Here is an 18,931-nt window from a genome sequence, read left to right as displayed (position 1 = left end):
TTTTGATTACAGTGAATTAACTAACCCTAGCAAAAGAGTGATCTCACACCTTGCGCTACATCAAACTTTCGCCTGTTGAGCCAAACAAATTTGCTCGGCAAGCTGCTTGGCATTTTCCCAACGGGCCGTATTATCGAGCGCAGCTGCCGTTTGCGCAGCATTGGGTTTAAGTAAACTCGCAGGATACTGTGGCGCGCTCGCAGGCCAAGTAAAGCCATCGAGTAGCGACATTACGCCCGCATTATCATTACACACTAAAATCATGTCGCAACCTGCGGCTAAAGCGGCGCTGGCCCTTGCACGGTAATCGCCCGCAAATCCTGCGCCTTGCATGCCGAGATCGTCAGAGAAAATCACCCCGTTAAAGCCAAGTTCTTTACGCAGCACTTGTTTTAGCCAGTATTCGGAGAAGCCCGCAGAGTTGGGGTCGACTTTAGGGTAAACCACGTGCGCGGGCATCACGCCTAATAACTTTTCTTTTGCGATCAATTCTTTAAACGGCAGGATATCCTTTGCAAAAATGGCCTCGGCATCACGTTCATCAATGGGTTTCTCGTAGTGCGAATCCGCCACTACACTGCCGTGTCCGGGGAAATGTTTACCCACGGCGCCCATGCCAGCTGCGGCCATGCCAGCAATAAAGCTTTCGGCCAATGTAATAACCTCGGCGGGCTCTGGGCTAAAGCTGCGTTTACCTATGACTTGGCTCACGCCGTTTAAGTCCAACACGGGCGCGAAACTTAAGTCGATATCGCAAGCCAGTAATTCAATCGCCATCAAGAAACCGAGCTCACAGGCCCAACGCTTGGCCAATACCATATCACCCTTTGCTGCGGGGAGAATGTCGCCCATGGCGGGAATAATGGTAAAGCCATCACGGAAACGTTGTACTCGGCCCCCCTCATGATCGACGGCGATTAATATTTCTGGGCGGATTTGGCGTATCTGTTGTACCAGACGGATCAACTGATCACGGCTCGAAAAATTGCGGGAAAATAGGATTAAACCACCCACCTGTGGATGGCGTAGCATCTCAGATTCAGCCTCACTGACGTCCAACGACAGTAAATCCAACATTAAATAGCTCATACTTCTCCCTAAAAATATTCATTAATACTCAAAAAATAACCACTCAAGCCATAAGTAGTCCACGCTCACAAAAAAGCTAAAAAAAGCGAGCCACCTACCCTTGTAGCGCTATCGAAGCCTGTATTCTTGGCCATAAAATGGCCTGTAAAAAAGTCCCAATTAAGTTCAGCTTATCCGAACTATTACGAATAAAAAAAACTAATGTGAATTGTCACACTAATCTATGGGATACTGGCGTTAGAGTATCACACAAGCAGATTTCGCATGAAAGAACGCCGCCACTGACCAGAGTACACGCGCAAGATTAGCGTGCTTCAATCTGCAGAGCGAGCAATCCCATGCACTCAGACTAAAATAATAAACAAGACACAACAGGACTTCTATCATGATTAGCGTATTTGACATGTTCAAGATCGGCATAGGTCCATCGAGTTCACATACCGTCGGCCCAATGAAAGCGGGCAAAATCTTTATGCAAAACCTGACTGACTCAGGACTCGTGACCCAGATTGATGAATTAAGAGCCGAACTCTTTGGCTCCCTCGGCCAAACAGGCAAAGGCCACGGCACGGGCAAAGCAGTGATTTTAGGCTTAATGGGCGAAGATCCCGAAACCGTGGACACTGACAGTATCGACGGTATTTTAGAACACGTCTCCAAGGACGAAACCTTAACGCTGCACTGTGGCAAAGTGGTTAAGTTTACCCGTGAGCAAGGCATTACCTATCACAGACGCAAAACGCTACCTGCGCATGCTAACGCCATGACCTTGTACGCTTACTGTAAAGGGGAATGTATTTTTGATCGCACTTACTACTCAGTGGGTGGCGGCTTTATTTTAGATGAAGATGAAATTAGCCAACGTAATGCATCGCCAGCCTCACAAATTGAATCGGCACCTTTTGATTTTGTGAGTGCGGCTCATTTACTGGAATTATGCGGCGAGCAAGGTCTCAGCATTTCTTCTTTAATGATGGCGAACGAACTGAGTTTAGCCACTGAAGATGAAGTCAAAGCCAAGCTGTGGAATATTTGGCAGACGATGAAAACCTGTATCGAACGCGGTTATCAGAAGGAAGGTATTTTACCTGGCGGCCTAAAACTGCGTCGTCGTGCTCCTGCACTGTACCGTCGTTTGAAAGCCGAAGGCCGTAACAATGTCGATCCATTAACCGCTATGGATTGGGTCGATTTATTCGCCCTGTCGGTCAACGAGCAAAATGCGGCCGGTGATCGCGTCGTGACTGCGCCAACAAACGGTGCTGCGGGAATTATTCCTGCCGTATTATGCTATTACGATACCTTCGTACAAGAAGTGGATATCGATGTCTGCGCACGTTATTTATTAACTGCCGCTGCAATTGGTATTTTGTACAAGAAAAATGCCTCAATTTCGGGCGCCGAAGTCGGTTGCCAAGGTGAAGTGGGCGTGGCCTGTTCTATGGCCGCTGGCGCACTGACTGAGATCATGGGCGGTACAGTTGAGCACGTTGAAAACGCGGCTGAAATCGGCATGGAACATAACTTAGGTTTAACCTGCGATCCTGTGGGCGGCCTAGTGCAAGTGCCTTGTATCGAACGTAATGCCATGGGCGCGATCAAAGCGATCAACGCTTCTCGTATGGCCCTACGCGGTGACGGTAACCATAAGGTTTCACTAGATAAAGTGATCAAAACCATGATGGACACCGGCAGAGATATGCGCAGTAAATACAAAGAAACCGCCAAAGGTGGTTTAGCGGTCAACATTGTTGAGTGCTAAGTGCTGAGTGTTAATTCACTTTCGCTAATCGCTTTAATCGCACCATAAAAAATGCCGCAACTCAGTGAGTTGCGGCATTTTTGTTTTAGCTCATCGGCGTGACTACTGAATCGGCTATTTAAGGCTTAAAGTATAAGCTATGGAACTTAAGGTGCTCTTCAATAAAGCTCGCGATAAAGTAGTAGCTGTGATCGTACCCCGCTTGCATCCGCACATCCAAGGGATAACCCTTGGTATGGGCGATATCCACCAGCGATTGTGGCATCAATTGGGTATCTAAAAAGCTGTCAGCTTCACCTTGGTCAATCAGTACTGGCACTTCGCTAATCGCGAGCTTAAGCAACTCACAGGCATCATACTGGCGCCAATGTTCACGATTTTCACCTAAGTACTCGCTAAAGGCTTTAATACCCCAAGGTACATTACTTGGATTCGAAATCGGGCTAAAGGCCGAAATTGAGCTGTATCTGTGTGGATTACTCAGACCAATCACCAAAGCACCATGACCGCCCATTGAATGGCCGGAGATGGCGCGCTGGGTAGTGACAGGAAAATGCGCTTCAATCAAGGTAGGCAGCTCGTGGACTATGTAATCGTACATTTTGTAATGACGATTCCAAGGTGCTTTTGTCGCATTGAGGTAAAAACCCGCGCCTAAGCCTAAATCGTAAGCTTTATCCGCTGCATCGGGCACATCGTCACCGCGAGGACTGGTATCAGGGGCGACAATCGCCATCCCAAGTACTGCTGCCATGCGCTGTGCACCCGCCTTCTGCATAAAGTTTTCATCGGTACAGGTTAGACCTGAAAGCCAATACAGCACAGGCACTGGTTTATTCGCCGCCTCAGGCGGCAGATAAATGGCAAAGCGCATCTCGCAGTTTAATGACTGAGATTGATGGCGATACTGCTTATGCCAACCGCCAAAACTCTTGTTACAACTGATATTTTCTATGGTCATACAAGTCCTTTTAAGCTCAATCTTTTAGCGCTATTTATAACGTTAGTCTTAGCGTTAGTCATGGCGCTTATCGTCAGCTCAGTTGGCAACACAGCAGACAGATTTGCACCTGTCTGCCCGTTAGTCACATCAAGCTGAAGCATCCGTTTAAAATGCAAAACCACTTATTTATCAAAATGGATCACGCTACGGATACTCTTACCTTGGTGCATCAGCTCAAACGCCTCATTGATTTGCTCAAGTCCCATAGTATGGGTGATAAAATCATCGAGCTTAAATTCGCCCGCCATGTAACGCTCAACAATGTGGGGCAGTTCAGAACGCCCTTTCACACCGCCAAAGGCAGAACCGCGCCATACTCGCCCAGTAACTAATTGGAATGGACGGGTTGAAATCTCTTGACCAGCACCGGCAACACCTATGATCACCGACTCTCCCCAGCCTTTATGGCAACACTCTAAGGCGCTGCGCATCACGTTGACGTTGCCGATACACTCGAATGAGTAATCCACGCCGCCATCGGTCATTTCAACGATCACCTCTTGGATGGGCTTATCGAGTAATTTAGGATTGATGCAATCGGTCGCGCCGAGTTTTTTGGCTAACTCGAATTTAGACTCGTTGATATCAATCGCGATAATGCGGCTGGCTTTGGCCATAGTAGCACCGATAATCGCCGATAAACCGATACCGCCGAGGCCGAAAATCGCCACGGTTGCGCCTTCTTCCACTTTGGCCGTGTTCATCACAGCGCCCATACCAGTGGTCACGCCGCAACCCAGCAGACAAATTTCTTCTAATGGCGCGCTCTTATTGACTTTCGCCAATGAGATTTCAGGTAACACGGTATATTCAGAGAAGGTCGAGCAGCCCATGTAATGGAAAATAGGCTTGCCATCAAGATAAAAACGCGTGGTGCCATCGGGCATTAAGCCTTTACCTTGGGTCGCACGAATTTTTTGGCACAGGTTAGTTTTGCCCGATAGGCAGAACTTACACTCGCCGCACTCTGGGGTATAAAGTGGGATCACATGATCGCCCACTTGCACGCTGGTCACACCCTCGCCCACTTGCTCAACGATACCGCCGCCTTCGTGGCCTAAAATCGCTGGGAATACGCCTTCTGGATCGTCACCGCTCAGGGTAAAGGCATCCGTGTGACACACGCCCGTAGCCACAATGCGCACTAAAACTTCGCCCGCTTTAGGTAACATCACATCCACTTCTTCAATCTTAAGCGGTTGTCCTGGTCCCCAAGCCACTGCGGCCTTTGATTTAATAAACTGCGGTTTTTCGTTCGACATTGTTACGTCCCTTGAATAGGTAATAGGAGTAAGTCATTGGTGTATCATAAATTCAATTCAGGCCAAGCAAATTCTTGCGACCATTGCACTGATGCTACTGAATAGGAGGATTGTATTTGTTTCTCAGCGAGAGACAATCTAGTATTCAAGCAATTCATTTTTACTGAGTAACAACAATGTATCTCTGGGACGGCATTTCTGAATTTGTCGCGGTGGCTGAGGCCGAAAGTTTTACCCTAGCGGCGCAGCGGCTGAATATCTCCACCGCCCACGTTAGCCGCCAAGTGAGCACCTTAGAAAACCGCCTCGGCACAAAACTCTTTTACCGCACAACCCGCAAAGTGTCGTTAACCGAAGAAGGCACGATTTATTATCGTCACTGCCGCCAATTACAAACGGGGTTAGAAGAAGCCGAGCGCGCCATCTCAAACCTAAAGGACTCACCCCAAGGCTTAGTCAAGCTCACGGCGCCCGTCGCCTATGGCGAGAAATTTATCATGCCATTACTCAATGATTTTATGGTGCAATATCCCAGCGTTGAATTTAGCGTCGACTTGACCAATCGCACCTTGGACTTGATTGAAGGCGGTTATGATCTGGCCATTCGCCTCGGAAAACTCGCAGATTCGAGTTTGATGGCCAAACCGCTCAGCAGCCGTACCCACTATGTCGCCGCCTCACCAAGCTATGTGGAAAAATACGGTCAGCCCCATACCTTATCAGAACTTAGCCAGCACAATTGTTTGATCGGTAATCATAATTACTGGCGCTTTGTAGAAAATGGCCGCGAGCGCAATATTAAAGTCCGCGGCAATCTCAATTGTAACAGTGGCTACGCATTAAGGGATGCGGCACTAAAGGGCATAGGGATAGTTCAACTGCCTGATTATTATATTGAAGAAGATATTCAAACCGGACGGTTGCTCTCCTTCCTTGACAGTCACCGCGAAGCCAAAGAAGGCATTTGGGCACTCTATCCGCAAAACCGCCACCTGTCGGCTAAGATCCGTGTATTGGTCGATTACCTTGCCGAAAAACTCGCCGAGCAGGATTAAATACTGTTTGAGCAGATTGATTGGTAGCAGACAACACGGCGCAGACTAGCGCCAGTTTTCCCGCAAAGTGTAATACAACATGCCTAACGCCAACGCTTGATTGCCGAACCATTCATTTAACGGAATGCGGATATGGCGCATGGCGGCAAACAAATCAAACTCACGCAATTGCCCGTCCATCGCATTGGCCATGATCTCGGCCATAATGTGCGATGTCGCTACTCCGTGCCCAGAATATCCTTGGCAATAGAACACATTAGGCGACACTTTGCCGAGCTGCGGGATACGGTTAATCACAATTCCTGCCATTCCCGCCCACGCAAATTCGATATTAACGCCCTTTAATTGTGGAAACGTACGCTCAATCGCGGGCCGTAATTCCGCCGCCACATTTTTAGGATCGCGGCCGCTGTAGTTAGTGCCGCCGCCGAACATCAGCCGTTTATCCGCGGTCAGGCGATAGTAATCCAGTACAAAGCGGCAATCATACACGGCTAAATCCTGCGGATTGATTTGCAAAGCGACATCATCGGGCAGAATCGCAGTGGCGCAATTGCCTAAGGACGCCGGAAATAACATACCACGCAGTTTTGGACGGGCGAGTTTATGGTAAGCATTACCGGCGATCAGCACACTGTTGGCGCGCACTTTTCCCTTGGCTGTGACAACAGTCGCCACATCGCCTTCTTCAATATCAAGTACGGGTGAGTGTTCAAAGATTAACGCCCCAAGACCTGCTGCCGCGCGGGCTTCACCCAGGCATAAATTGACTGAGTGCAAATGCATGTTGCGCCGATTGACTAAGCCGCCGTGATACAAGGGCGAGCCTAAATAGGCAGGCATTTCATCGGCGAATACCAGCGTCATAAATTCACCCATGCCGCGGCGCTGCGCCTCATCATGCATAGCCCTAAGCTCGTGCATGTGCTTTGGCTGGTAAGCGGTTTGGATATGACCAAACTTTAAATCACAGTTTATGCCGTACTTGGCCACCCGATTTTTAATTATATCGTGGCCGCGCCAACGCATATTCCACACATAATCTTCAGCTTCATTGCCGATTTGACGGCGCAGCTGTTTTGTCATCGCAACATCGCCGGACAAACTGCCCGTCACCTGCCCACCATTGCGTCCGGTCGCGCCCCACGCAATTTTATTGGCCTCAATAAGTGCCACTTTATAGCCCTTCTCAGATAATTCCAACGCCGTTGCCACGCCGGTAAAACCGCCACCGACAATCGCTACATCGACTCGAATGTCGCCTTCAAGCGCAGGATAATCTGACTCTTGGTCAATGGTGGCATTGTAGTAGGAGGCGCAACGCTCTGCTGGCATGGTCATTCCTTGATGTTGAAAGTTAACTGTTGAAAATTAACTGTTGAAAGTTGATGGCTGAAAGTGAGTGTTAAGTCTTAGTTCTGGGCACTCGTTTTAACGCGGCATTATACCGACGTTGTTTTATATTTTTTACAAGCGTTCAGAATTTGTGAGTATATCTAAGTTGAGATCGAGGTCAACAGTGAATTGCGATAACTATTTTTGCAGGACATGACAAAGGGAGTAGAGCTGGCTGCAGGCTCCTTCTTGAAGAACCTGAAATGGAGGTGCTTGAGATGGAAGCTTCTGAGATGGAAGCTTCTGAAATGGCGGTACCTAAAATTAAGGCACTAAAATTAAGGCTTTAAAATTAAGGCTTTAAAATTAAGGCTTTAAAATTAAGGCTCTAAAATTAAGGTACCTAAGATAGAGACTCCGAATGTTAAGGCGCGGCTGATTTTATCTTTTAAGCCTTATACTTTTTGCTGGTTTAAGATAGGCTTGTGCGGCGTCATCCTCTTTTTATCTCAGCAACCTAGAGTCCATTATGCCACTATTACCACTTGTCCAATTGCCGTTTTCCCAAGCATGTGAAAACAACAAAGCGCCGATTTTAGCGGTATTAACACAAGCATTCTCACTCAACCAACATGTACTCGAAATCGGCAGTGGCACAGCGCAACATGCTGTGTATTTTACAGCAAATCTTCCCCATTTAATCTGGCAAACCAGCGATCAGGCTGAATATATTGAGGTCATTACCGCAAGGTGTATGCATGAAGGCAAGCGACCCAATGCAGCGGCAAACCTACGCTTACCACTTACCCTTGATGTTACCGCGCCATGGCCGGTGAAGGGATTAACATTTGATATTGATGGCGTATTTACTGCAAACACTTTGCATATTATGAGCAAAAATATGGTTGAAGCGTTTTTTACTGGCCTTGGTCTGTATCTCCCCCAACTCAAGACCCTGTGCATTTACGGCCCCTTTAACTACCAAGGCGAATTTAGCAGTGACAGCAATCGCCAGTTTGATGCCTTTTTAAAACAGCGCGATCCCGCCAGCGGCATTCGTGATATTGAATGGATTTGCAGTTTAGCCAGCGAGCAAGGCCTAACGCTGAAGCAAGATGTGGCTATGCCGGCCAATAATCGACTACTGCATTTTGTTAGAGGCTAGCTTTTTGTTAAAGGCTCATTTTTTGTTAAAAGCTAGCTTTGGTTGAGTGGTTTAGTCCGTTTTGGCCTCGGCGGTTCTGTGCCCATAGCTCAGCACTCGGGTAGCTTTCCACTGTTCGTTCTGTTTGCGCCATACAATGACAAAGTCGGCTAGGCCATCACAGCTACCTGTTTCAAAGCTGCAAAAACGATGAACGCCTTGCTCTATCGCGCCAAACTCTTTCACCGGAAACACTTTCATCGTGCCCGCAACTAACTCGCGGCGGTAATGGCCACAGGCATATTTTTCGGTATTAGCGATCATGTCCTTGCGGTTCCAAGTGACGCCACCCGTGTCGTGGTAAAACTCTACATCTTCAGTGAAAAAGTCAGCGTGTTTCTTTAGTTCAGCGGGGACGGCGCACTTATTGAAACTGTCGAACACAGCAAAATCCACCGCTGCAATTTGGGTAGATAAAGTGTCTGTAAGTGCAGTAGCGGGCTGCGCAATGTCAGTTTGTGGAGCCCCTGCCGTTTTAACTGATGCTGCTTTAGCTAATGTTGGCGTATCTGTGGCAACAGCAGGTTCGGTAGTGGCGAGTGACAAAGTTAAAACAGTGACTGTGGCTAGGCTATAAAATGCTGGATTCATATTCTCTCCGTAAATATTGGCAATACATTTTGTATGGCGACTATTCACGTCACAAACATGAATGCACCACGAAACATAAAGTCACATCGCCAGCAAAGCTTATGCCAGTTAAAATATCCATATTAATCATATCGATATGGCTTAATATTACGTTATGCTGTTTTGTGCGGTGATAGTTTCTGATTATTCTCACTATTTTTTAGTGATTTATCCGACGACAGTCAGACTCAGATCGTCATACTCAGTGCCTTATGCTCAATACACTCAATCAGGATGACCATGCCAGCGAGCAACACGTCGAATATACGGGCTATCACGCTGTTATTAAACACTAAAAATTTACACTGCCTTTACACAAAAGAGAGACATCCAAGCTTGAAGCTATAATTAAGAATAATTATCATTCGCCAAAATTACCGAAGGAAGAATGATATGCCCCGCTTTATCCGTCGCACTCGCCAAACCTCGCATCTATCTCATGCAACACAGACACCTATGTTGAGCCAGCTATCACGCGCTATTGGTTTATGTTTGTTATTACCTGCAGCATGGGCTAGTGCTGCAAATACGCAAGATACCACGCCAGAAATGGAACGCATGGTGATCACAGCAACACAAACTAAACACTCGGAGCTTTCGGCGCCAGCTTCGGTGTCCGTGATTAACCGCAGTGAACTTGAAGCTCTCGTCATAGACGATCTTGCTAGCGCAGTCCGTTATTTACAGGGTGTGAACATCAGCGAAGGCACGCCCTATGGTCGCAATGAGATCAGCCTGCGAGGTTTAGATTCAGATTACACTTTAATCTTGATTAATGGCCGCCGCATTAACTCCCGCGAAGCATTAACCTCTGGTTATGGCAACGATTTTGACTTGTCCTCTATTCCAATGTCTGCCATTGAACGTATCGAAGTTGTGCGTGGGCCTATGTCATCCCTCTACGGCTCAGAAGCTTTAGGCGGTGTGGTTAACGTCATACTGCGTCAACCAACTGAGAACTGGCAAACCAGCGTTGGCGTGCAATACGATGCACCTACCAGTGGCAAGGGTGGCGATAGCACTAAGTACAATTTCTACAGCAGTGGCGCGCTGATCAAAGATAAATTACTGGCAAACTTAATCGTCGACAGCAATAAACGCGATGCATGGCGCTCGGACTTAAAACCCACTATTGATGCGCTAGAAGACAGAGATGAAATCAGCGCCCTCGCCAATTTACAATGGCTGATTGATAACCAGCAAGATCTGCAATTTGACTTAAGTTACGCCAACGATGAACGCGAGTCTGATTGGAATAACTACGGCACGATTCTCACCAATAACCAACAAGCGGAGCGGATAAGTTCAGGTCTGACCCATAATGGCCACTGGAACTGGGGCGATACTCGCCTGCGCTATTACTATGAAAATGTTGAGGTGACTGACGACTCAGCGTTAATCGCCGAGATTGGTAATATCACCCAAACCAACCACAATCTCGACGGTCAAACCACTGTCCTGCTTGGCGATCACATGTTAACCAGCGGTGCAGAATACCGTTGGACCCAGCTCGAAAATAGCCGCAATATTTTAGGTGATGGCACCTTAGACGACAGCCAATCGGCATTGTATCTACAAGATGAATTTAGCTTAGGCGAACTCAATATCACCTTAGGTGGGCGCGTCGATCACCACGATGTGTACGGCACCGAATTTAGCCCACGCTTGTATTTAGTGTATAACTTAAGCTCTGAATGGGTCATTAAAGGTGGTGGCGGCAAAGCCTTTAAAGCGCCAAATATGGCGCAATCCCAAGCCGATTATATTATCCCCGCTTGTCGTGGCGCCTGTACCGTTGCGGGAAATCCTGATCTTCAACCCGAAACCTCAGTGAACTACGAGTTATCGACCCAATATCAAACCACGGATTTTGGTGGCTCGGTCACCTACTTCCATAACGATGTAGAAAATAAAATTATCACCGAAACTTGGAATAGAGTCCCTGGTACAGTATTAACTTACCAAAACGTTAACGAAGCCAAGATCACTGGTTGGGAATTACAAGCTTGGTACAATTTAACTCAAGATCTCAGCCTAAACGGTAATTACAGTAAAACCAATGCCGAAGATAAGCAAAATGGCGCGCCTTTTACCTTAACACCGGACGACAGCTATAACCTAAAACTGCAATGGCAGGCATTCGATGGTTTATCCACCTTTATCGCCTACCATTATACTGGCGAGCAGTATTTGCGAGCCAATGTCAAATCAGAGGGTTATGGCTCGCTCGATATAGGTGCGAATTATCAAATTAATCCTATGTTTAAACTGAAGCTTGGCGTGACTAACCTAACGGATTCTGAACGTGACCAAGTTGCCACCGACCTTGATTATATTCAAAAGAGTCGCAGTATTTATGCTGGGGTAACTGCAAGTTTCTAAGCTCTACAAGCCAGAAATTAATGTGTAATTATAGCTCTGCTACTCAACATTAAACATCATAGGCGAAGCCCGTTTTGGCTTCGCCTATTGTTTTAAGACCAAAATAAATGTCACACATTCGGCTAGAAAAAGTAAAATAAATATATTTTCTAAAATATAGAATTTTTAAATAAACATCAAAAATATAAATTACACAATCCAGATTTAAATCATTAGTCTTTTACATTCCGCAATATAACCTTGATCATACTTTAACGCTAAAAAATAACTCACCCGTTAACCTTTGATAACGATCAAGGTTTTGTCATATTAAAAAACTATTATACACACGCAAGACTGCTAAAGCTTGAGGTGTAAAATTATCGATTATTAAACTTACGCACCAAGCAAAAGCGATATTATCTTTCCGTTTATATCACTAATAAAACAACGAGAAAAATACAGTTCCAACTTCAAGTTATATATTTCATAGCTAGATATATGATTTACTCGCTTCAGAATGATGATTTAACCAACAATAAAAAAGGAAAATAACATGCTTAAAAAGATGATGCTAATGTGCGCACTGTGCTTTTCAACTAATTTAATGGCGGTATCACTTGCCGACAGTCATTCTGAAAGATCTGACTGTGAATCCTGCCATAAAGATAAAAAACCTTCAGCGGATTATGTTTTTGAAAATCAGCAATGTGTATCATGCCATGGAGAAATGAAAACTCTCGCAGGTGAAGCTCATACTAAACATGATGGCGTTTTAACATGCACCAATTGCCATATCGCTCATCAAGAAAAAGCACCAGCAGATGCTTGCAAAGAATGCCATTAATTCACTAAAAATCTAAAACCAAAGGCCGAAGAATTATTTATTTTGAATGGAACCATTAGGCAGGATGCCACTTGACCCAACCTCCAAGGGTGTTTGCCATCTATTGCTCACAGGTGGCAATTTTTACCTCCGTTTTTATATCCTTACAATATGTGTAACGGCTCAATACTTAGCTCAGAATCCCATATCCGGCAAATAGGACAAATTTAAGTATGCTAGGTAAACCATAGACGAATCTCAGGGGATTGTTCTCAAGAACGCCAATGCCTTTTCTAGGTCACGGGTGCGTGCCATCGGCGGCAGCGAGTTTAAAAAAGCTTGGCCATAGTAGCGATTCACAATGCGATTATCGCAAAGGATCAGCACACCGCGATCTTTTTCATCGCGAATGAGACGCCCAACACCTTGTTTCAGCGCAATAATCGCCTGCGGTAACGACACTTCAGTAAAAGGATCGAGTCCCTGACGACTCACATTGTCGGCTCGGGCGCGATACAGGGGCTCATCGGGCGACACAAAAGGTAATTTGTCGATAATCACGCAGCTTAACAATTTGCCGCGCACATCCACCCCTTCCCAAAAACTACTGGTGCCGAGCAATACCGCATTGCCGAGTTGGCGAAACTTAGTCAGCAGACTCTGTTTACCCGCTTGGCCTTGTACCAGCAGCGGATACTGAGTGCGAGTTCGCAATGCCAGCGCCGCTTGTTCGAGCATTTTATGGCTGGTAAATAAAATAAAAGTCCGTCCCTGCGCCGCATCTATCGCTTGCACGCACACATCCACCAGCTGCTTTAACGCTTGCTGTTGATTGGTCACGTTCCCAAGTTGTCTAGGCACACAAAATACCGCTTGGCGGGGATAATCGAAGGGACTGTCGAGAATGCTTTGCTGCGCATCGACGATACCCATTTCTCGGGCAAAATGAACAAGACTGCGGTTAACCTGCAAAGTTGCCGAGGTAAATATCCAGCTGGTTTCGGGCACAAATAACTGTTGGCACTCACGGGCAATATTGATTGGTGAAATTCGTAGCACCACAAAGCGACTGCCAAATTCGATGCTGTAGGCCGCCAGATTATTATCGCAGTTAAAAAACACACTGAGCTTGTTATTCAGCTCAGCCAACTTAATGGCGATATCATCTAACAATTCACTGCGGCCAATATGGGCCATTAATAAATTCTGCAGCGCAGTTAATTCCGCTAATAAATCCCATGACGCCCCTGCGAGCGCTTTATTGCCCAGCACTAAACGCCAATCGGATTCGCCGCAGGAATATAACTGATTATGCCAATCACTTAATTTAGCGAGGCAACGCTGGCAAAATTGGGCGAGTTGCCCAGTATCACTGAGTTCAGTCTGATAAATAGCGAGTAGCTTTTGAATGAAATCATCGATAGTACGACTCGAACATTGCTGGCCAAAATAGTTAACGCAAATATCGGGTAATAAATGCGCTTCATCGAAAATCACCATATCAGGATCGGGTAATAACTCGGCAAAGCCCGTGTCTTTCAGTACGCTATCGGCGAAAAATAAATGGTGGTTAACCACAATGATTTTAGCATCCAGAGCACGGCTGCGCGCCTTGCGGGTAAAGCAGGCATCGTAAAAATCGCAGCGCTTACCAATACAGCTTTCCTTAGTGCTGACCACAAGTGGCAGCGCCGAAGAATTCTCAGGCACTGAGGTTAAACCGCCAATATCACCATCTTTACAGGTGCTCGCCCACTGATTGATTTTCAACAAATCATCCAACAAACGCGCATCGATATGTGTCGCCTCGCTCATTTGCTTATCGAGTCGCCACTGGCACAGATAATTATTGCGGCCCTTTAGTAGAGCCAGTTTAGGCTCAATCCCCAACATGGCGACCAGCGCGGGTAAGTCTTTAAAAAACAACTGCTCTTGCAAGTTTTTACTGCCCGTACTGACGATGACTTGCTTACCGCTCAATATCGCGGGGATCAAATACGCAAAGGTTTTACCTACCCCCGTACCCGCCTCAATTACTACATTCCCCTTCGCCGCTATCGCCTCACTCACTTCCTGTGCCATCTGCATCTGGCTTGTTCGCGCACTAAATCCTTGAATATGTTTAGACAATACTCCATCGGGCAAAAATGCGCGTTGCACTTCGGACGCGAGTCGACTCACCGCAGCGGCGCCTTTTAAAGCAGAAGGCTTAGCGACAGTTTCTTTAGAGGAAACATGCTTTGATGTCGGTTGGCGGGAGCGAGTCAAAGGGAGAATCAATCCTTTATCAAGGTGTTAGGAACGTCAGTGAAAACAGTACTGCAAGTCCACACAATAAATTACTGAGCGAATGCATAGTGAAACTTTATAAGCACAAACAATGGTTAGTACCGCATGCCACTGCCGTAAACAATAGCGTTAAGCTTAACAGCTCGAAGCATTATGCTGATTTGAGATAAGACTACAAGTTAGCCGCGTAATTAACGCCAATTTAAACGTCGGTATTTGCTAGCATCCGCCAAAGCATGTGCGCTAGCTGTAACGGTTCGCAAACTTCTGTCGATTTCAGCCTGCCACTAACCATTTGAAATAAATAAGCTACCTCAGCAAAGCAAAACTCTATACCATTATATACGCTCGATAACAGGATGTTTCAGTGCCCAAGCATCAATACTAAGACGCAGGTAATCAGGATGAATGATGTCAAACGTTAGTCTTATCAATTTAAAAACAAGTGACACCACAACGCTACAACGTCTGCTCCAACTTTATTATTTTGATTCAACATCTTGGAGTAAAGAAGATATAGGCATTGATGGGTTATATGATGGCTCTACAGCCTCAGATCTTGAATCCTATGTTAACTCACAAGAGGCAAAAGCCTACCTCATTTGGGTAAATGAAGTATTGATAGGCTTTGTTCTACTAGAATGGGTTGAAGATGAAAAAAGGCTTATCTGGGAACTGGCTGACCTCTTTATTCTTCCTAAATATCGCGGTGGTTGGATTGCGCTCGAAGTAGTCCGTCAAATATTTGAGCAGATTAGCACACCAATACTGGTCGCTACGTTCAAAGAAAATGAACTGGCTTTGCGCTTTTTTAAAGCGGTATCAAAACGATTACAGCTTAATTCAGTACGTGAGTTAATCGAGGATGAAACTACGCCGTTTTATACATTCATCATAAATGAACACATCTAACAATCGATGTTATTCAAGTTTTTCTAAGCCACCCATTGTTTGTAGTGGTACGGTTAATTTGGCCATCTAGTTAGAATTGACCTCAGCAATGTCTACGTTTTTTGACCTTCGCCATACTTACTTATCGTAATGTGAACTAGACGATTGTGAGTAATAGATCTTCCGCGCTTTTGTCCAAAAGCGTGCTGCGTGTCTCCTTAAAACCTATAGTTTATGCTAATGCTAAAAAGGTAGGCCATGGTGATTAGCGAGACGACCGTCCGCCCCATGGACGGGGCGGTCGAGCATCCAAGGACGGACTGGCTGCGAGTCGGTGAGTGAACACCATGGCAAGCCTGTATTAATGAATATCAGCAAATGCTCACAACTCAAGTTACAGTTCCCCTGCACGACTTCCAACACATTTCCATCCACTTTCAACATCCCCCCAACAAAAATGCTCAATAACTTTATTTAACGATAACCCTCTACCTTTCACAAAAACGCATAAATATTCTCATTTAATTCAAATTGACTGTTGCAAAGGCTCATAAAAGCGGTTAGTTTAAATCCACTTATACGGATAGACGTCCGTAACAACGAATTCAGCGCTTCACTGTATTTCGAGCAGTTAAGTCAATAAAGTTAAATACCGAGAAAGTAAAATGAGCCAACTACTGAACGCTATCCACCACCATCACCACCATATGCGGTAGCCTTCGGACGCTCACTGCCGGAGGACTATATCCTTCTGGCGGACTGATTCAAGATGATCATAAACCCCTGGAAGGAATTCCGGGGGTTTTTGCATTTAGGCGTTAATTTGGGTTTTAATTTAAATAAGCAACTTTAGATATTTAATAAATTATCAATACGTTAGCAAAGAGCACTTAACTAAAGACCTTAGCTAGAGCCCATTGAATGGCAAGGCGTATTAAACCGATTAAACACACACTTTTGAATCTTTTAATTTTGATACTTTTGAGCGAGATAACACTATGACTGAATCGAACCGTTTACGCATCGCCATCCAAAAATCTGGCCGTCTTTCTACTGATTCTCAGCAGCTACTAAAAAGCTGTGGTGTTAAATTTTCCATTAATGAACAACGCCTTATCGCTCATGCTGACAATATGCCTATCGATTTACTGCGCGTTCGTGATGACGATATCCCAGGTCTAGTGATGGACGGCGTAGTCGATATGGGGATCATAGGTGAAAACGTGCTCGAAGAAGAACAAATCGAGCGTCAAACTCTGAACAAACCCGCAGATTGTCTCAAACTGCGTCAGTTAGATTTCGGATCATGTCGCCTTTCGTTAGCCGTACCAACAGAATTCAGTTACGCCGATGCCTCCTCGTTAGAAGGATTACGCATCGCCACTTCTTATCCGAACCTTCTGCGCCGTTTTATGCAACAAAAAGGCATAACTTATCGCGACTGTATGTTAAAAGGCTCGGTTGAAGTCGCCCCGCGTGCCGGCCTTGCCGATGGGATTTGTGATCTCGTGTCAACGGGCGCCACCTTAGAGGCCAACGGTTTATACGAAACTGAAGTGATTTACCGCTCTATGGCCTGCATCATTCAATCGACCCAAACCCAAACACCGACTAAACAAGCACTCATCGACAAAATTCTGTCCCGCGTCAATGGCGTTATCCGCGCCCGTGAGAGCAAATATATCCTGCTGCACGCGCCAACCGAGACCTTAGATCAAATCGTCGCCCTGCTGCCCGGCGCGGAAAACCCAACCGTATTGCCATTAAATGATGATACTAACCGCGTTGCTATCCACGCCGTCAGTACCGAAGATTTGTTCTGGGATACTATGGAACAGCTGACCGCACTCGGTGCCAGCTCGATTCTGGTGATGCCAATCGAAAAAATGATGGGGTAATGTATGGAAATCCTAACTTGGTCAACCTTATCAACCGCCGAGCAAAAAACGGCGCTGAAACGCTCGCCTTTAATTGGTGACAGCGGCTTAGAGCAAAGCGTTCGCGCCATTATCGATGCAGTGGCAACGCGGGGTGATGCCGCCATTGCCGAATTTAATCAAAAGTTTGATGGCTTCAATAGCGCGACCAAAAAATTAAATGGACAAGGAAGTGGCGAGCTGCGCATGGGTGAAGCCGAGATTGCTGCAGCAAGCGCACGGGTATCACCAGAGCTGAAAGCGGCGATCGCCAAAGCCATGGCGAATATAGATGTGTTTCACAGCGCCCAGCAATTTCGTCCGATTGATATGGAAACCGAGGCGGGAGTACGCTGCGAGCTACGTAGCGAACCGATTGAAAAAGTGGGTTTATATATCCCCGGTGGCAGCGCGCCATTAATTTCTACCGTGATGATGCTCGCCCTGCCCGCCAAGATCGCCGGCTGCGAACAAAGAGTATTGGTCAGCCCACCGCCGATCAACGATGCCATTATCTATGCCGCCAATGCCTGCGGGATCACTGAAATTTATCAAGTGGGTGGCGCGCAGGCCATTGCGGCACTGGCCTTTGGCACAGAAACGATTCCCACGGTCGATAAGATTTTTGGCCCAGGTAATCGCTACGTGACTGAAGCTAAACGCTTAGTGTCACAGGATGGCCGCTGCACTGTGTGTATCGATATGCCGGCTGGTCCTTCTGAGGTGTTGGTGATTGCCGATAGCGACGCCAATTGCGAATTTATCGCCGCCGATTTGCTTTCACAAGCTGAGCACGGCCCTGATTCACAAGTGATTTTAGTAACGGATTCGCAAGCTATCGCCGATGGCGTGAATGACGCACTGACAAGACAGCTCGCTGCACTGCCGCGTTGTGATATCGCGGCAACGGCGCTCCTCAGCAGTCGCACTTTTGTTGTTGACGATATGCAGCAAGCCGCGCAGGTTTCTAATCAATATGGGCCTGAGCACTTGATCATCCAAACGCGCTTTCCCCGTGAGGTATTGAAAAATATTCGCGCCGCGGGGTCGATATTTTTAGGCGCTTATACACCTGAATCTGTTGGCGATTATGCCAGTGGCACCAACCACGTGCTGCCGACTTACGGTTACAGCCGCGCCGTGTCGAGCCTGTCATTAGCCGACTTTAGCCGCCGCTTTACCGTGCAGGAACTCAGTGCTAAGGGCTTAATCGGATTGGGGCAAGCGGTCATGACGTTAGCCAGTAACGAATTGCTCGATGCGCACAAAAATGCCGTCGCAGTACGTTTAGCTAGCCTAGAGAAATGA

Annotated in this window: 15 protein-coding genes; 8 read left to right on the top strand and 7 right to left on the bottom strand. The window is 46.5% G+C overall.

From position 1 onward, the window contains the following. Positions 1 to 60: 60 nt before the first annotated feature. Positions 61 to 1,089 carry a beta-N-acetylhexosaminidase gene (gene nagZ, locus HQQ92_RS08595; RefSeq protein ID WP_028759795.1) on the bottom strand — a complete coding sequence of 343 codons (1,029 nt, stop codon included), beginning with the start codon at positions 1,087 to 1,089 and terminating at the stop codon, positions 61 to 63. 385 nt (positions 1,090 to 1,474) lie between these two features. On the opposite strand from nagZ, the gene HQQ92_RS08590 reads away from it, so the two are divergent. Beyond that, positions 1,475 to 2,851, top strand: a complete 1,377-nt coding sequence (locus tag HQQ92_RS08590; protein ID WP_028759794.1) for an L-serine ammonia-lyase — start codon at positions 1,475 to 1,477, stop codon at positions 2,849 to 2,851. Positions 2,852 to 2,969: 118 nt separating this feature from the next. On the opposite strand, the gene fghA is transcribed toward HQQ92_RS08590, so the two are convergent. Together fghA and HQQ92_RS08580 are read right to left on the bottom strand one after the other, a co-directional pair. After that, positions 2,970 to 3,812, bottom strand: coding sequence for an S-formylglutathione hydrolase (fghA, locus tag HQQ92_RS08585; protein WP_173244622.1), 843 nt, complete (start codon positions 3,810 to 3,812; stop codon positions 2,970 to 2,972). A 164-nt stretch (positions 3,813 to 3,976) separates the two neighbouring features. Further along, the gene (locus tag HQQ92_RS08580) at positions 3,977 to 5,116 is read right to left on the bottom strand and encodes an S-(hydroxymethyl)glutathione dehydrogenase/class III alcohol dehydrogenase (protein ID WP_014610474.1); all 1,140 of its coding nucleotides are present in this window, start codon (positions 5,114 to 5,116) and stop codon (positions 3,977 to 3,979) included. 176 nt (positions 5,117 to 5,292) lie between these two features. On the opposite strand from HQQ92_RS08580, the gene HQQ92_RS08575 reads away from it, so the two are divergent. Further along, positions 5,293 to 6,171 (top strand): LysR family transcriptional regulator, encoded by an 879-nt coding sequence (locus HQQ92_RS08575; RefSeq protein ID WP_028759792.1) that lies wholly within the window; start codon positions 5,293 to 5,295, stop codon positions 6,169 to 6,171. Positions 6,172 to 6,216: 45 nt separating this feature from the next. Here the strand turns inward: HQQ92_RS08575 and HQQ92_RS08570 are convergent, their stop codons facing one another. Then, positions 6,217 to 7,506 carry an FAD-binding oxidoreductase gene (locus tag HQQ92_RS08570; protein WP_173244619.1) on the bottom strand — a complete coding sequence of 430 codons (1,290 nt, stop codon included), beginning with the start codon at positions 7,504 to 7,506 and terminating at the stop codon, positions 6,217 to 6,219. 529 nt (positions 7,507 to 8,035) lie between these two features. On the opposite strand from HQQ92_RS08570, the gene HQQ92_RS08565 reads away from it, so the two are divergent. Beyond that, entirely contained in the window at positions 8,036 to 8,671 is a 636-nt protein-coding gene (locus HQQ92_RS08565; protein ID WP_173244616.1) for a DUF938 domain-containing protein, read from the top strand. Between the two features lie 51 nt (positions 8,672 to 8,722). Here HQQ92_RS08565 and HQQ92_RS08560 read toward each other — a convergent pair whose 3' ends face one another. Further along, complete coding sequence (locus HQQ92_RS08560) at positions 8,723 to 9,301, bottom strand: DUF4440 domain-containing protein (protein ID WP_173244613.1); 579 nt, start codon at positions 9,299 to 9,301, stop codon at positions 8,723 to 8,725. Between the two features lie 432 nt (positions 9,302 to 9,733). Here HQQ92_RS08560 and HQQ92_RS08555 point away from each other — a divergent pair, with 432 nt between their 5' ends. Next, positions 9,734 to 11,722: a TonB-dependent receptor domain-containing protein gene (locus HQQ92_RS08555; RefSeq protein ID WP_173244610.1), complete on the top strand. Its 1,989-nt coding sequence runs from the start codon at positions 9,734 to 9,736 to the stop codon at positions 11,720 to 11,722. Positions 11,723 to 12,257: 535 nt separating this feature from the next. Further along, on the top strand, positions 12,258 to 12,548 hold the full coding sequence (locus tag HQQ92_RS08550) for a cytochrome c3 family protein (protein WP_028759787.1): 291 nt from the start codon (positions 12,258 to 12,260) through the stop codon (positions 12,546 to 12,548). Positions 12,549 to 12,785: 237 nt separating this feature from the next. Here HQQ92_RS08550 and HQQ92_RS08545 read toward each other — a convergent pair whose 3' ends face one another. Then, on the bottom strand, positions 12,786 to 14,795 hold the full coding sequence (locus tag HQQ92_RS08545) for an ATP-dependent DNA helicase (protein WP_173244607.1): 2,010 nt from the start codon (positions 14,793 to 14,795) through the stop codon (positions 12,786 to 12,788). A gap of 432 nt (positions 14,796 to 15,227) precedes the next feature. Between HQQ92_RS08545 and HQQ92_RS08540 the strand changes: the two genes are divergently transcribed. Further along, complete coding sequence (locus HQQ92_RS08540; protein ID WP_158683085.1) at positions 15,228 to 15,728, top strand: GNAT family N-acetyltransferase; 501 nt, start codon at positions 15,228 to 15,230, stop codon at positions 15,726 to 15,728. A gap of 222 nt (positions 15,729 to 15,950) precedes the next feature. On the opposite strand, the gene HQQ92_RS08535 is transcribed toward HQQ92_RS08540, so the two are convergent. Beyond that, positions 15,951 to 16,130: a hypothetical protein gene (locus tag HQQ92_RS08535; protein WP_173244604.1), complete on the bottom strand. Its 180-nt coding sequence runs from the start codon at positions 16,128 to 16,130 to the stop codon at positions 15,951 to 15,953. Between the two features lie 575 nt (positions 16,131 to 16,705). On the opposite strand from HQQ92_RS08535, the gene hisG reads away from it, so the two are divergent. Together hisG and hisD are read left to right on the top strand one after the other, a co-directional pair. After that, positions 16,706 to 17,605 carry an ATP phosphoribosyltransferase gene (gene hisG / locus HQQ92_RS08530; protein ID WP_006086295.1) on the top strand — a complete coding sequence of 300 codons (900 nt, stop codon included), beginning with the start codon at positions 16,706 to 16,708 and terminating at the stop codon, positions 17,603 to 17,605. A 3-nt stretch (positions 17,606 to 17,608) separates the two neighbouring features. Further along, complete coding sequence (gene hisD / locus HQQ92_RS08525; RefSeq protein WP_173244601.1) at positions 17,609 to 18,931, top strand: histidinol dehydrogenase; 1,323 nt, start codon at positions 17,609 to 17,611, stop codon at positions 18,929 to 18,931.

This window comes from Shewanella sp. DC2-4 (assembly GCF_013248875.1).
In the GTDB taxonomy this organism is placed as follows: Bacteria; Pseudomonadota; Gammaproteobacteria; order Enterobacterales; family Shewanellaceae; genus Shewanella; species Shewanella oncorhynchi.
Note: the sequence above shows the minus strand (reverse complement) of the source record. Positions and strands in the feature narration are given on the sequence as shown.